Here is a 14,956-nt window from a genome sequence, read left to right on the forward strand (position 1 = left end):
TCGAGCCATTCGTCATAAGAACACGTAGAGCCCTGAAGACCACAGGAACCGCCACGTCATGTCCAAGAATCTGCCGATCAACACGCTCATCGAACTCGCGCAAGAAGAGCTCGACGCCGCCACCAAGAAACTCGGGAAGTTGCAGCAGGAACGCAACGAAGCCGAGAAACAGCTCGAATCGCTCGTTGCTTACCGCGACGAGTATCACGCGCGCTTCACGGCATCTGCCCAGCAAGGCACGACGGCGCAGACGCTGCGCAACTTCCAGGCGTTCGTCGATACGCTCGATTCGGCCATCGCGCAGCAGCGCATGCTGCTCGTGACGGCCGATCAGCGCATCGAGGCGGCGAAGCCCGAATGGCGGCTCAAGAAGCAGAAGGTCGGCAGCTACGAGGTGTTGGCTGCACGGGGCGAAGCGGTTCTCGCGCGCAAAGCGGCGCGTGTCGAACAGCGCGAAGCGGACGAGCATGCGGCGAAGGTGCTGCGCATGCGGGCCGAGCGCGCCTGACGGATTTTTAGCGGCGCTGCTGTCATGGCAGCGAGCGTCGCGTGTAGTTCATTACAGGATTCCAGAGGTCGAATATGTCCTCCGTTTCAACCATCGGCGCGCTCACGGGCGCGAACTCGTCGAGCGCATCGACGGCCAAGCGCGCGGCGAGCGCGGGCGTTTCGTTCGGGCAGACGCTGCAAGGCATCACCGACCGCGCGAACGCGGACGCCCTCGCGGCGAAGGCGCTTACGTCCGGCGACAAGTCGAGCGTGCACGACGCCCCGAAGCCCGACGACACCGCGAACGCTGGCAAGAGCGATGACGCGCAGGCGTCGACATCGGCGGACGCGAGCGGCAAGACCGACGCGACGCACGACGCGCCGAAGCATGCGGACAAGGGCGACGGCGCGGACGCGTCGAAGCCGGCCGCGAATGCCGAGGCGAGCGCGAACGCCAAGCCCGCGATTGCTGCCGATGCCGCCGCGAAAGCCGCCGCCGAAGCGAAGGCGCGCGCCGACGCCGCCGACCCCGCGAATGCCGATGCCGACGCCGCCGCGCTCACCGATGCGGCGACTGGCGCGGCCACGGCGGCATCGACGGACGGCGACGCATCCGCGACCGGCGACGCGAAGAAGAGCACCGACGCGAAATCGGCTCAGGACGCGCTGCAGGCCGCGCTCGCGGCGATGAACGGCACGCCGGCCAATGCTGCTGCCGTGGCTGCGGCGGCGCATGTCGGCGGCAATGCTGCGAATGGCGCGAATGGCGCCAACGGCGCGAAGCCGACGGACGGGACGACGAGCGAAACGCAGGGCGCCTTGCTCGGCGCGGGCGCGAAGGGCGCGCGCGGCATGGTGTTGGCGAACGGCGCATCGGGCGATGCGAAGAACGCCGCCACGAGCGCGGCGCAGACGAACGCCGCCGCGCTTGCGACGGCGCAGGACGCGCTGACGCCGGCGGGCGACGGCGCGAGCGCTGCGTACAAGCAGTCTGCCGATGCGGCGGCGCATGCGGTGGCGTTGCAGGCGGCATCGGCGAATTCGGGCTTATCGAGCCCGCAAGGCGCGATGACGTCGGCGACGAGCGCGGCGATTGCGCCGCACGTGGGCGCATCCGGCTGGGACGATGCGTTCAGCCAGAAGGTCGTGTTCGTGTCGAAGTCGGATCAGCAGAGCGCCGAGCTCACGTTGAATCCGAAGGATCTCGGGCCGCTTCAGGTGACGCTTCAGGTCGCCGACAATCATGCGCACGCGCTTTTCGTGTCGCAGCATGCGCAGGTGCGTGAGGCGGTGGAAGCCGCGATGCCGAAGCTTCGCGAGGCGATGGAAGCCAACGGCATCAGTCTCGGCAGTACCAGTGTCTCGGATGGGTCGGCGTTTGCGCGCCAGTCGCAAGGGGATGGTCAGGGTGGGTCTTCCTCTTCCTCTCGCGGAGGGCGGGGTGCTGGCGGCGGCGGACTCGAGGACGCTGGCGGGGGCGTTGCCGCAGTCGTGCGGCGGACCGTGGGGCTGGTGGATACTTTTGCTTAAAGGCTTCTCTTTCCCCGATGGGCGTTGGTTCTTCGGGGAATTCGTTCTCACTTCGGTCTATTGGCGTTGCCCCTTTTCGGGGCGGGGTTGCGGACCTAACGCAGTAGCGCTTGGGGCGGTCTTTTGTTCTTTCTTTCTTTCTTTCTTTCTTTCTTTCTTTCGTTCTTTCGTTCGTTCGTGACACTTGTATTCGTGTCGGTCTATTAGCGTTGCCCCTCCCCGGGGCGGGGGTCACTTTCTTTGCCGCTGCAAAGAAAGTAACCAAAGAAAGCAGCTTTTCTTGGCCCGCTGCAACACGAGCGTGGTCACTTCGCAGCAACGCATTGGCACTCAGCTTGAATCAACCCTGAATCACCCTCCACGCCCACTGAGCACCACGTCCTCCGAGCCCCTGGGCTCGACAAAACCAACAGGACACAACGGCTCTGCCCCGAAGTAGATACATGGCAAGTCCAAGCCAAGCCCAAGCCGAGCCGAGCCAAGCCAAGCCAAGCCAAGCCAAGCCAAGCCAAGCCAAGCCAAGCCAAGCCAAGCCAAGCAGAGCGTAGCCGAGCCAATTCAAGCCAAATCAATCAACGACGTGCAACCGGATGTGCAAGGAAAGCATCGTCATTAGCGACGGGCGCGGGCACAGGCGCCGCGCGTCGTGGCGCCCGCCCTCGCGGGCTTGGCTCGGTCCGGCCCGGCCCGGCCCGGCCCGGCCGTGTCTAAGCCGAAGATGTGTGGATATGGGAGTGGCAAGAAGCGCCCCACTGGTTTTATCGAGCCAAGGGGCTCGGAGGACGTGGCCGACAGTGGGCGTGGAGGGTGATTCAGGGTTGATTCAAGCTGAGGGCCAATGCTTTTCTGCGGAGTGACCACGCTCTTGCTGCTGCGGGCCAAGAAAAAAGCTGCTTTCTTTGGTTACTTTCTTTGCAGCAGCAAAGAAAGTGACCCCCGCCCCGGGGAGGGGCAACGCTAATAGACCGACACGAATACAAGTGTCACGAAAAAAGAAAGACCGCCCCAAGACCAAGTCCCACGAAAGAAAGAACGGACGAAGCGTTACTGCGTAGGTTCGCGAACCCGCGCCAACAGCCATGCGCAACTACAAGCTCCACGCAAAGACCACCGCACCGGGTCGTCAGGGCAGCCCCTGACCAACCGTCGAGAATCCCAAAAAGGCACCAAAAACCCCCTCTGTTCGACCCATCACGACAAGCCGCGATAGCGAACAATTCAACCTATCGAAAGAGGCACGCATTCATGGCTACCACTACTGCAAACCAGCAACCCATCGTTCCCGCGAAGAGCGGCAAGCTCAAGCGCATTCTGATCATCGCCATCGGGGCGATCGTGCTGCTTGGCGCAGGCGCCGGCGGCGCCTACTTCGTGCTCGGCAAATCCGCGCACGGCCCCGCGAAGCCCGCGCCGCTGCCGCCGCCCGTGTTCTTCCCGCTCGAGTCGCTGACAGTCAACCTGCAAGCCGACGACGGCATCATGCATTACCTGCGCGTCGGTCTCACGCTCAAGCTCAAGGACGAGAAAGGGCAAGCCGCGCTCACCGAACGCATGCCGGAAATCCGCAGCCGCATCCTGCTGCTGCTCTCCGCCAAGCACCCGGACGACCTCGCGGGCATCGACGGCAAACGCAAGCTCGCCGACGAACTGCGCGCAACCGTCGAAACCGCCGCCAGCACGCCCGAGCAGCCGGCCCACATCCAGGAAGTGCTCTTTACTGAATTCGTCGTTCAGTAAGCGCCCGGCACCCAATCAAGGAACGAGAGAGTCATGGGCCACGAAGAGTTCATGTCGCAAGAGGAGGTCGATGCCCTCCTCAAGGGCGTCACCGGCGAGATCGACCAGGTCTCCGACGAAAACAAGCCAGCCGGCGTGCGTCCGTACAACATCGCGACGCAGGAACGCATCGTCCGCGGCCGGATGCCCGGCCTCGAAATCATCAACGACCGCTTCGCGCGCCTCATGCGCGTGGGCATCTTCAACTTCATGCGGCGCTCGGCGGAAATCTCCGTCGGCCCGGTGAAGGTGCAGAAGTACAGCGAATTCACGCGCAATCTGCCGATCCCGACCAACCTGAACCTGGTCCATGTGAAGCCTCTGCGCGGCACGTCGCTGTTCGTGTTCGATCCGAACCTCGTGTTCTTCGTCGTCGATAACCTCTTCGGCGGCGACGGGCGGTTTCATACGCGCGTCGAAGGCCGCGAGTTCACGCAGACCGAGCAGCGCATCATCCACAAGCTGCTGAACCTCGTGTTCGAGCACTACGCCGCCTCGTGGCGCAGCGTGCGCCCGCTCCAGTTCGAATACATGCGCTCGGAGATGCACACGCAGTTCGCCAACGTCGCGACGCCGAACGAGATCGTCATCGTGACGCAGTTCACCATCGAGTTCGGCTCGATCGGCGGCACGCTGCACATCTGCTTCCCGTACTCGATGATCGAGCCGATCCGCGACGTGCTCTCCTCGCCGATTCAGGGCGAGGCGCTCGAAGTGGACCGCCGCTGGGTGCGGGTGCTGTCCCAGCAGGTGCAGTCGGCGGAAGTGGAGCTGACGGTGGATCTCGCCGAGATTCGCTCGTCGTTCGCGAAGCTGCTCAACATGCGCGCGGGCGATGTTTTGCCGATCGACATTCCCGAGCAGGTCGTCGCGAAGGTGGACGGCGTGCCGGTGATGGAATGCGGTTACGGAATTTTCAATGGTCAATATGCGCTGCGTGTCCAGAACATGATCAGCAGCGCCAGCGATTCGACGAAGGAAGGTAGTTATGAGTGATCTGATGCAGGAAGGCACCCAGCCCGGCGCGACCGACATGAAAGACGAAGAACTCTCGATGGACGATTGGGCGAGCGCGCTTGCCGAGCAGAACGGCAACGAAGCGCCGGTCGCATCGGCGGGCGTGTTTCAGCCGCTGTCGAAGGCCGCGCCGCCCTCGACGCGCAACGACATCGACATGATTCTCGACATCCCCGTGCAGATGACGGTGGAACTCGGGCGCACGAAGATCGCGATCCGCAACCTGCTGCAACTGGCGCAGGGCTCGGTCGTGGAACTCGACGGCCTCGCGGGCGAACCGATGGACGTGCTCGTGAACGGCTGTCTGATCGCGCAGGGCGAAGTGGTGGTCGTGAACGACAAGTTCGGCATTCGCCTGACGGACATCATCACGCCGTCCGAACGTATCCGGAAGCTGAATCGATGAAACGCCTGACCGCTGTCGTCGTGTTAGCCGCGCCAATCTTCGCCCATGCCGCCGACATGAACGCCGTGAACCACGCCGCGCAGATCGCCTCGGGCGTCGGCGCGGGCAGCGCGGTGCCGTCGCTCGGCTTCGGCGCGGTGCTGCAAACGCTGCTGGGGCTCGCCGTCGTCATCGGCTTCGTGTTCGGCTGCGCATGGCTCGCCCGCAAGTTCGGCTATCAGGGCGGCAAGCGAAGCGGGCTCGTGAAGGTTGTGGGCGGCGCATCGCTCGGCAACAAGGAGCGCGTGGCAGTGGTCGAGATCGGCGATACGTGGCTCGTGCTCGGCGCAGGCCCCGGCAACGTGCGGCTTCTGCACACGATGCCCGCCGGTTCCGCGGAAGCCGAAGTGCCGGCCGGCGTGACGGGATCGCCCGCGCAAACGTTGCCGGGTTCGTTCGGCCAGCGGTTTCGCGATGCGCTCGCCGGCGAAGCGAACAAGCGGCTTCAGAAGTTCGTCGGTACCGGCAAGTAAAGTCGATCGTTCCAGCCGATTCATCGGGCGTGCTCCGCGAGGGCCACGCCCGTTTTGCTTTTCGGCGACGCGTGCTTTCGCAATAGAACGAGTTAGCGCCGAATCTCCCTTCTGTTCGCGCCATCGTTTGCGGCCGGGATAGTCAACAATTCACGCTATCGAAAGAGGCAGGACACCATGGCTATCACATTCGTCATTTTTCAGAGTCAGCGGCTTGGCGACGCGCTCAAGCGTCTCATGCAGTTCGTCGGCGGGAGCAAGTAATGCAGGTCGGTCGTCACATCGCGCGGGGCGTGAAGCTCGCGCTTCCGGTTCTCATCGCGCTGTCGCCGCTCGCGGCGCTCGCGCAGAGCACGGCGGGTTTGCCCGCGTTCAACACAAGCCCCGGCCCCAACGGCGGCACGACGTATTCGCTCAGCGTGCAGACCATGCTGCTGCTGACGATGCTCTCGTTCCTGCCCGCGATGGTCCTGATGATGACGAGCTTCACGCGCATCATCATCGTGCTGTCGCTCTTGCGCCAGGCGCTGGGCACGTCGAGCACGCCGCCGAATCAGGTGCTCGTCGGGCTCGCGCTCTTCCTCTCGTTCTTCGTGATGTCGCCGGTGCTCGACCGCGCCTACAACGACGCGTACAAGCCCTTCTCCGAAGGCCAGATCGCGATGAATCAGGCCATGACGCGCGGCGTCGCGCCCTTCAAGCAGTTCATGCTGAAGCAGACGCGCGAATCCGACCTTGCGCTGTTCGCCCGCATTTCGAAGGCTCCGCCGATGAACGGCCCGGAAGACGTGCCGCTTTCCCTGCTCGTGCCGTCGTTCATTACGAGCGAGCTGAAGACCGGTTTTCAGATCGGCTTCACGATCTTCATTCCGTTCCTCATCATCGACATGGTGGTGGCGAGCGTGCTGATGTCGATGGGCATGATGATGGTGTCGCCCACGACCATCGCGCTGCCTTTCAAGCTGATGCTGTTCGTGCTCGTCGATGGCTGGCAGTTGCTGATCGGCTCGCTGGCTCAAAGTTTCGTATCGTAAGGAGACGCGCATGACACCCGAATCCGTCATGACGATGGCGCATCAGGCGATGGTCGTCGCGCTGTTGCTCGCCGCGCCGTTGCTGCTGGTCGCGCTCGTCGTGGGTCTCGTCGTGAGCCTGTTTCAGGCGGCCACGCAGATCAACGAATCGACGCTCTCATTCATTCCGAAGCTGATCGCGGTCGCCGTGACGCTCGTGATCGCCGGTCCGTGGATGCTCTCGACGCTGCTCGACTACATGCGCCACGTGTTCACGATCACGCCCGCGATCACCGGCTGAGCGTTCGATGTTCTCCGTCACCTACGCGCAACTGAACGGCTGGCTCACCGCGTTCCTGTGGCCGTTCGTGCGTATTCTCGCGCTCCTCGCCACCGCGCCGGTGCTGAGCCACATGGCCATTCCGACGCGCGTGAAGATTGCGCTCGGCGCATTCATCACGCTGATCGTCGCGCCGACCTTGCCCGCGATGCCGCAAACGACGGTGTTCTCGGCGGCGGGCATCTGGATCATCGTCAATCAGTTTCTGATCGGCGCGGCCATCGGCATGACGATGCAGATTGCATTCGCCGCCGTCGATGCCGCGGGCGAGTTCATCGGCCAGCAAATGGGCCTCGGCTTTGCCATGCTTTACGATCCGCGCGAGGGCGGCAATGCGGTGGTCATCTCGCGCTATCTGAACACGCTCGCGATGCTCGCGTTTCTCGTGTTCGACGGCCATCTGCAATTGATCAGCGCGCTCGTGACGACGTTCCAGAACGTGCCGATCGAGGCGAACGTGGTGGCGGCCGCATCGCATGCGCAGGGCTGGCGCGTGCTCGTCGGCTATGGGACCAGCATTTTCGGCACGGGCCTGCTGCTTTCGCTGCCGATCGTGGCGGCGCTGCTCATCTCGAATCTGGCGCTCGGCATTCTCAATCGGGCCGCGCCGCAGATCGGGATTTTTCAGGTGGGATTTCCGGTCACGATGCTGGTCGGCTTGCTGCTCTTGCAACTCATGCTGCCTAATCTGATGCCGTTCTTCTTGCGCATCTTCGATGCGGGTATCGCGCAGGTGGGGCGGGTGGCTGGGGCGCTTTATTGAGGGTTGCCGTCGGCGGGATGCCGCCTCGGCATTTGGTTCCTTCCACGTCCCTGCCACGTTATCGGTCGGTCGACACGCGTATTTGATTGCGGCGGTCGACCCGGCAGACCGACTGTCAACAACGAAGTCACGCCTGTGTCGTCGTGCGATGCCGAAGGCCGCAACAGCGCACCGCTCTCACAAGCAATTTCCTACAAACCCCGCGCGCTCTTCCGTCTGGTTCAACGTCTGCCACTTTCCCCCACGTCACCGGTCGATCAACACGCATAATCACTGGCGGCAGTCGAGACGGCATACCGACCGTCAGCAATGACGTCAGGCGTTCGTCGTCGTGCGGTGTCGAAAACGACAACGGGGCATCGCTCTCCCGAGCAATGCCCCGCAAACCCCGCGCGTTCATCCGTCCGGTTCAATGTCTCCCACATCATCGGTCGACCGACCGTCAGCAACGAAGCTGCGCCATCGTCGTCGTGCGATGCTGGAGGCAGCAACGGGGCACCGCTCTCTCGAGCAATGCCCCGCAAACCCCGCGCGTTCATCCGTCCCGTTCGACTTCTGCTACTTCACTTGCGGCGGTCGACACGGCATGCCGACAGTCAGCACAGAAGTCACGCCTTAATCGTCGTCCAATGCGGAAACAGAAACGGAGCACCGCTCTCCCGAGCAATGCCCCGCCGCACTACTAAGCCCCTAAGCCAACCCGCCGCGCTCACCCGCCCAGATAATCGAACAACGACATCTTCTGAATCTGCGTGAACGCCATCTGCGCTGCCTGAAGCGAGTTCTGCGTCAACTCATACGAGCTGATCGACGAAACCAGGTCGATCTGCGTCAGGTTCGCCAGATCCGATGCGTTCTGGGTCTGGGTCGTCTGCATCGCCGTCTGCGTCGATTGAATCTGCTGCTCGCGTCCGCCCACCACCGTCTGCGCCGCCAGCACGTTGTTGAACGTGTTGGTGATCTTCGTGCCCGCCGTCGTCAGCGCGTTGGTCAGCGCGGCGTGCGCGCTGTCCGATCCGGTCGGCTGCTTCAGCGCGCTCACGAGGTTATCGAGCGTCGCAAAGATGTCGTTGTTGCCAGCGGTCGCGGGCTGCACCGTGAAGCTGTCGCCATTGCCGGGCGCGCCCGCAACAGACACCTTCTGGCCGCCGAGCGTGATGTCCGCGCTGCCCGTGTACGCGGTCGGCGTCGTCGGCAACGATGAATCCGCCGGCACCGCCGTGACCGTGTAGCTCGTGGTGCCCGCGGTGGCATCGACGGCGAACTGGATCGTGTAAGTACTGCCGTTGTTCGGATTGCTCGGGTCGGAGACGCTCACGCCGCCGATCGTGCCCGTGCCCGTGTTCGTCGCAGCCGCGCTCGAAACGGGCGTGCTTTCCGTGGGCGATACACTGCCGAAGATCGACTGGCCGGGGTCGCCCACCGCAATCGAACGTCCCGCGCTGATCTGCACCGTACGCTGGCCGGCATCGCCCGAATACATCGCGCCGACACCCGACGGGTTGTTCGCGTACGGCTGCGTGCCGCCCTTGAGGCCCGAAAAGATGTAATTGCCGTCGCTGTCCGTGGTGTTCGCGATGTTCATGAGCTGATCGCGATAGCCCTGAATCGCATTGGCGATGGCCGTGCGGTTCGCGTCCGTCAGCGAGCCGTCGCCGGCCTGCACGAGCTTCGTCTTGATGCTTTGCATCACGTCGCTCACGTCGCTCAGCGTGGAGTCTTCCTGTTGCAGCGAGGAGAGCGCCTTCGTCTGATTCGTGCCGTATTGCGTGAGCGCGTTGCCCTGCATCGTGAGCTGCACGGCCTGCGCCGCGCCGAGCGGGTCGTCGGACGCGGTCATGATGCGCTTGCCCGACGAAATCTGCTGATACATGGACGCCAGCGTGCTCTGCTGGTCGCTCATGGAAGCGACGTTCAGATTGAAGTACTGGGAACTGGAAATACGCATCGCGAGTTGCCTCAGTTGAAGATGCCGAGCAGCGTCTGGAACAGCGACGACGCGGTCTGAATCACCTTGCTGTTCGCCTGATAGAGCTGCTGATACTGGATAAGGTTGGCCGCTTCCTCGTTCAGGTTCACCCCTTGCACGGACTGCTGTGCCGATGTCGCCTGATTGAGCAGCGCGGTCTGCGACGAACTCGTCGCCTTGAGCTGATTGGTCTGGTTGCCGATGTCGTTCACGTAGCTCGCGTACGAACCCGTGAGCGTGTCGGTGCCGCCGTTGAGCGACTTCGCCGAGACGAGGTTCGCCATCGCGAGCGCGTTGCTGCCGTCGCTCGTGCCGCCCTTGTTCGCGGCGATATTGAACACGTCCTTGTCGGCCGGAGCGCCGCTCAATGTCGCGCTCACGCCGTTGGACGTGACCGTGAGTCCCTTCGAGGCGTCGTACGGAATCGTCGAGTTCGCGGTGTACGCGGTGCCGTTCACGGTCACATCGACGTTCGACGTGAAGCCGCCTGCGGCCTTGTCGTACGTGAGCGAGATGTTCGACGGCATGCTGTAGCCCGCCGTTACCGTCGCCGACGTGATCGAGCCGGTGCCCGTATTCGAAGTCGATGCCGAGCTCACCGCCGGCGATGCCGCCGCGATCGCGGTGGGGCTCTTCGTCGTCAGCGCGAAGTTGTCCAGCGCGCCGCGCGTCGGCTGAATGCTGAAGGAGTCGCCCTTCTGCATCGTGCCGGACACGGTGATGTTGAGGCCGTCGAATGTGCCGCTGTTGGCGGGCGGCGTAATGCTGCCGAGCGATTTACCCGACGCCGGATCCGTCACTTCGTAATCCGTACCGTTATACGTCAGGGTGTAGTCGCCCGTGGAAGGCTGCGACGCGTCGGCGAACGAGACTGCCACACTGCCGTTGCCCTTGTTGCGCGCGTCGGAATACACGCCGGGCGCGCCGGTCGAAAAGAGCGCGCCGCCGGCCTTGCCGCTGAGGTCGAGGCCCAGCGCGTTCTGGCTATTCAGTTGCGAGGCGAAGCTCGTCGCGATGGCGCCGAGTTGCGCCTGCGCGGGATCGAGCGTCTGGGTGCGGAAGTCGATCAGGCCGCCCACGACACCGCCCGTCAGCGCGGAATTGTCGATGTACGGCGTGTTCGCGGCGGTCTGCGGCGTGCCATCCGTGCGCTTGAACGCGACGGTCAGCTCGCTGGGATCGGAAGGCGACGCCACCGTTTGCAGCCCGTACTGCGTATTGCCGACGACGAGCGGCTGCCCGTTGCCGATGAACACGTTGTAGTTGCCGTCCTGCTGCACGACTTGCACGCCGATCATCGAACTGAGGTTCGTGACGGCCTGATCGCGTTGATCGAGCAACTGATTGGGCTGCTGGCCCGACGCGCTCGCGCCGTTGATCTGCTTGTTGAGATCGGCGATTTGCTGCGCGTAGTTATTGATCGACGAGACGGCGCTCGACAGTTGCGTGTTGACGCTCTGGCGAAGCTGGTCGTATTGCTCGCCGGCCGAGGTCATCTGGTCGGCGAGCGTCTGCGCGCTGCTGACGAGCGACTGGCGCGAGGCCGTGCTGCTCGGCGAGTTCGCCACCGACTGCAAGCCGGAGAAGTAGTTGCTGATGCCCGCGGCGATGCCCGACGTCGGATCGCCGACGAGGTTGTTGAGCTGCGAGAGCATCGTGTAATAGGTGTTCGCCGCGCTGCTGGACGACTGCGTGTTGTTGACTTGCGTCGTCAGGTACTGGCTGTACTGTCGCGTGACGGTGACCGTCTGCACGCCGTTGCCGAGATAGCCTGAGCCGGTGCTTTGACCGGACGCTTCCTGATACGCGACCTTCTCCAGCGTATAGCCGGGCGTTGCGGCGTTGCTGATGTTCTGGCCGGTCGTCGTCAGGCCCCACTGGGCCGCGTTCAGGCCCGACAGGCCGATGTTGATGATGTTGTTGGACATGCACGAATCCTTTTCTGGCGCTGCCGCTTGATTGCACGTTATATCGGCTGTTCGCCGGGGAAATTTAATGGTTTCCTTTTGACGCTCTTTAGGTTTCGCCTGCGGCGGGCGTTGTTTGGGTTCTTGCATTTTGCTTCGATGTTTGTGCTTCCTATGCGGCGATGTACGGGGCGTTCTTGGGCTAATTCGCGCGTTTGGTCTTGCGGTTCTTTCTTCGCTGCGGCGGCTCGTTCTTTTGTTCTTTCTTTCTTTCTTTCGTTCGTTCGTTCGTTCGTGACACTTGTATTCGCGTCGGTCTATTTGCGTTGCCCCTCCCCGGGGCGGGGGTCACTTTCTTTGCTGCTGCAAAGAAAGTAACCAAAGAAAGCAGCTTTTCTTGGCCCGCAGCAACACGAGCGTGGTCACTCCGCAGAAAAGCATTGGCACTCAGCTTGAATCAACCCTGAATCACCCTCCACGCCCACTGAGCACCACGTCCTCCGAGCCCCTGGGCTCGACAAAACCAACAGGACACAGCGGCTCTGCCCCGAAGTAGACACATGGCAAGTCCAAGCCAAGCCCAAGCCCAAGCCCAAGCCCGAGCCAAGCCGAGCCAAGCCAAGCCAAGCCAAGCCAAGCCAAGCCAAGCCAAGCAGAGCGTAGCCGAGCCAATTCAAGCCAAATCAATCAACGACGTGCAACTGGATGTGCAAGGAAAGCATCGTCATTAGCGACGGGCGCGGGCACAGGCGCCGCGCGTCGTGGCGCCCGCCCTCGCGGGCTTGGCTCGGTCCGGCCCGGCCGCCCGTGTCTAAGCCGAAGATGTGTGGATATGGGAGTGGCAAGAAGCGCCCCACTGGTTTTATCGAGCCAAGGGGCTCGGAGGACGTGGCCGACAGTGGGCGTGGAGGGTGATTCAGGGTTGATTCAAGCTGAGGGCCAATGCTTTTCTGCGGAGTGACCACGCTCTTGCTGCTGCGGGCCAAGAAAAAAGCTGCTTTCTTTGGTTACTTTCTTTGCAGCAGCAAAGAAAGTAACCCCCGCCCCGGGGAGGGGCAACGCTAATAGACCGACACGAATACAAGTGTCACGAAGAGAAAGCCCAAGCCTCGATAGACAGCAAAAAGCAACAAAGACCAGAAAAAGCGGTCCAACTTGCGGTTCCAAGCAAACCGCAAAAAAGCTACCGTGCTAATGCCCGCCGCTTCATCTCGAGCTGAGTAATGAGCCGCTGCAGCGTATTCTCCGCCGACCCCGGCATCGAAGTGAACTTGAATCCGAGCGTGAACCGGCGGTCGCCCTTGAGCGTAGTCGACTCGCGATGCGACACCAGCTTCATATCGAGCGTCACCTTGCCCGTCGCGGTGAAGTGCAGTTCGGCATCCTGAATTTCGACGCCCAGTTCCATGTCGGCCACGCGCTCGTCGGTCGTGCGCAACGCCACGCCGCCCAAGGACAGATCATGCACCTCGAAACGGAACCGGTCGCCGCCCGGCAGCGAGCCGCTGCAAATGTACGGGTCCAGCACCGGCGCTTCCACGCGGAAATATTCGCGGCGCTGCATGTAATACAGCACCGACGGAAATTCCGCCTCGAAAGCCGGACGGCCGTCGAACGACGTCTCGCGCGGCGTGGCCGTCGTGAACTCGACGCGCACGCCATCCGGCGCCGCGTGGAAAATCAGCTTCGGCGCTTGCAGCACGTCGCGGTTCTGCTCCGCAACGCCGCCCCAGTCGAACGTGAAGCGGTGCGACGTCACATCGACATCGAGGAGTCGTGTGACGATCTGCGCGTCGCCGTATTGCGCGGTCAGGAAATCGCCGCGATTGGCCAGATTGCGCAGCGCCACGCCGATTTCCAGCGGGTTGCGGCGTCCGAAATCCACTTCGTGGTCGCTGTCTTCCTCGGCGACGTCGTGTTTCTGATAACTATTCATGGTGCTAGCCGTGTCCATTTTGCCCGCGCATCGCCTGCGGCCCACGCCGCGCGGCTCGCCGGACCGATATCGATCCGGCACTGTCGTCTTCGGGTTAGCGGCATGCCTCCTGGAAAGTTTAGGGGCGCTCGCAACTTTCTTGTGTGGTGCGCCGTCCCATCCGACGTAAAACGTTTGCTGGACACAAGGTCCCCGCGCGCTTGCGCGATGCACCACGCCGGCGCGTCGTCAGGCGATCTGTCGCATGATCGAAATCAGCTTCTTCGCGTAGTGCGGATCGGTCGCGTAGCCGGCCTTCTGCATGCCGTGCGCGAAGCCCGCCACGTCGCGCGACGCCTCGATCACCGGCGCATAGCGCGGATTGTTCTTGATGACGCTCGCGTAGTCGTTGAGCGCATCTTCGTACGAATCGTAGGCGCGGAAACGCTCGACGACCTTCTTCGGCTGGCCGTTGACGTATTCGGTCGTGACGGAATTGACCGTCTTGCCGGTCCAGCCGGGCGTCGCCTTCACGCCGAAGATGTTGTGGCTCGTCGCGCCGTTCGCGTGCTTGATCTCGCGCTTGCCCCAGCCCGATTCCAGCGCCGCCTGGCCGATGATGAAGCGCGCCGGAATGCCCGTCGCCGCGCTCGCCGCCTGCGCGGGCGCAGCGAGCCGCTCGACGAACGCATTCACCTTGTCGGAGCCCACGCCGTGCGCCGGCGGTTCGAGCGCGCTTGCGGCCGTATAGCCCTTGCCTTCCGATAGCGACGCGCCGTTCTTGTTCGCTTGCGCGGCCGCGTAGGCTTTCGCCATCGCGTTCATCGCGGCGATGTTGCCCGCGTTCGATTCGATATCGCCGCCGCCGCCCGAGATCCCGCCCATCGCATTCATCGCGTTCATCGCATTGGCGCCTCCGCCCATGCCGCCCGCGTCGGTCTTGCCGCCTGCGTTGCGCATCAACTGCTTGAGCATCATGTCCGCCACGCCGATGCCCTTCGAGGACATCTGCTGCGACAACTGCTGATCGAGCATCGCGGTGAAAGACTTGGAATCGTTGGAATCGAACGGGCTGTCGGACGGCGTCGCATCGCGCATGCTCTTGAGCATCATCTGCGTGAAGACGGCGTCGAACTGCTTCGCGGCCGCCTTCAGGCCCTGCTGCGGATTGGCCTGTGCCTGCGCGCGCAGCGCGTCGAAGCCCTGCGTGTCGAGCGCGAAGCGGTTCGAAAGGTTAGCGAGGCCACCGCTCGTATCGGTCGATGCCAGCGCGGAGTTGGCGATGCCGCTCGTCAGGTTCGAGTTCATGTGCCGGGCTC

General features: G+C 63.1%; 13 protein-coding genes. 9 read left to right on the plus strand and 4 right to left on the minus strand.

The window, feature by feature from the left end; all coding sequences use genetic code 11:
* Positions 1-58: 58 nt before the first annotated feature.
* From fliJ to fliR, 9 genes are all read left to right on the plus strand, one after another.
* The gene (gene fliJ / locus NCR37_RS12930) at positions 59-508 is read left to right on the plus strand and encodes a flagellar export protein FliJ (protein ID WP_175938533.1); all 450 of its coding nucleotides are present in this window, start codon (positions 59-61) and stop codon (positions 506-508) included.
* Between the two features lie 74 nt (positions 509-582).
* Positions 583-2,019: a flagellar hook-length control protein FliK gene (locus tag NCR37_RS12935; protein ID WP_250473321.1), complete on the plus strand. Its 1,437-nt coding sequence runs from the start codon at positions 583-585 to the stop codon at positions 2,017-2,019.
* Between the two features lie 1,245 nt (positions 2,020-3,264).
* Positions 3,265-3,756, plus strand: a complete 492-nt coding sequence (fliL, locus tag NCR37_RS12940) for a flagellar basal body-associated protein FliL (protein ID WP_250473322.1) — start codon at positions 3,265-3,267, stop codon at positions 3,754-3,756.
* A gap of 33 nt (positions 3,757-3,789) precedes the next feature.
* The gene (gene fliM / locus NCR37_RS12945) at positions 3,790-4,791 is read left to right on the plus strand and encodes a flagellar motor switch protein FliM (protein ID WP_175938539.1); all 1,002 of its coding nucleotides are present in this window, start codon (positions 3,790-3,792) and stop codon (positions 4,789-4,791) included.
* 4 nt (positions 4,792-4,795) lie between these two features.
* Positions 4,796-5,218 (plus strand): flagellar motor switch protein FliN, encoded by a 423-nt coding sequence (gene fliN / locus NCR37_RS12950; protein WP_502800522.1) that lies wholly within the window; start codon positions 4,796-4,798, stop codon positions 5,216-5,218.
* Positions 5,215-5,730, plus strand: coding sequence for a flagellar biosynthetic protein FliO (fliO, locus tag NCR37_RS12955; protein WP_250473324.1), 516 nt, complete (start codon positions 5,215-5,217; stop codon positions 5,728-5,730). Before fliN ends, fliO begins: the two co-directional genes overlap by 4 nt.
* A gap of 263 nt (positions 5,731-5,993) precedes the next feature.
* The gene (gene fliP, locus NCR37_RS12960) at positions 5,994-6,764 is read left to right on the plus strand and encodes a flagellar type III secretion system pore protein FliP (protein ID WP_250473325.1); all 771 of its coding nucleotides are present in this window, start codon (positions 5,994-5,996) and stop codon (positions 6,762-6,764) included.
* Positions 6,765-6,774: 10 nt separating this feature from the next.
* Positions 6,775-7,044, plus strand: coding sequence for a flagellar biosynthesis protein FliQ (gene fliQ / locus NCR37_RS12965; RefSeq protein ID WP_175938546.1), 270 nt, complete (start codon positions 6,775-6,777; stop codon positions 7,042-7,044).
* Between the two features lie 7 nt (positions 7,045-7,051).
* Entirely contained in the window at positions 7,052-7,846 is a 795-nt protein-coding gene (fliR, locus tag NCR37_RS12970; protein ID WP_248320707.1) for a flagellar biosynthetic protein FliR, read from the plus strand.
* A gap of 709 nt (positions 7,847-8,555) precedes the next feature.
* Here fliR and flgL read toward each other — a convergent pair.
* From flgL to flgJ, 4 genes are all read right to left on the minus strand, one after another.
* Positions 8,556-9,794 carry a flagellar hook-associated protein FlgL gene (gene flgL, locus NCR37_RS12975; protein WP_250473326.1) on the minus strand — a complete coding sequence of 413 codons (1,239 nt, stop codon included), beginning with the start codon at positions 9,792-9,794 and terminating at the stop codon, positions 8,556-8,558.
* Between the two features lie 11 nt (positions 9,795-9,805).
* Positions 9,806-11,743, minus strand: a complete 1,938-nt coding sequence (flgK, locus tag NCR37_RS12980; protein ID WP_250473327.1) for a flagellar hook-associated protein FlgK — start codon at positions 11,741-11,743, stop codon at positions 9,806-9,808.
* Positions 11,744-12,905: 1,162 nt separating this feature from the next.
* The gene (locus tag NCR37_RS12985) at positions 12,906-13,658 is read right to left on the minus strand and encodes a flagellar brake protein (protein ID WP_250473328.1); all 753 of its coding nucleotides are present in this window, start codon (positions 13,656-13,658) and stop codon (positions 12,906-12,908) included.
* 228 nt (positions 13,659-13,886) lie between these two features.
* Entirely contained in the window at positions 13,887-14,945 is a 1,059-nt protein-coding gene (gene flgJ, locus NCR37_RS12990; protein ID WP_250473329.1) for a flagellar assembly peptidoglycan hydrolase FlgJ, read from the minus strand.
* Positions 14,946-14,956 lie beyond the last annotated feature (11 nt).

The sequence above is a fragment of the Caballeronia sp. GAFFF1 genome (assembly GCF_023630705.1).
Classification (GTDB): Bacteria; Pseudomonadota; Gammaproteobacteria; order Burkholderiales; family Burkholderiaceae; genus Caballeronia.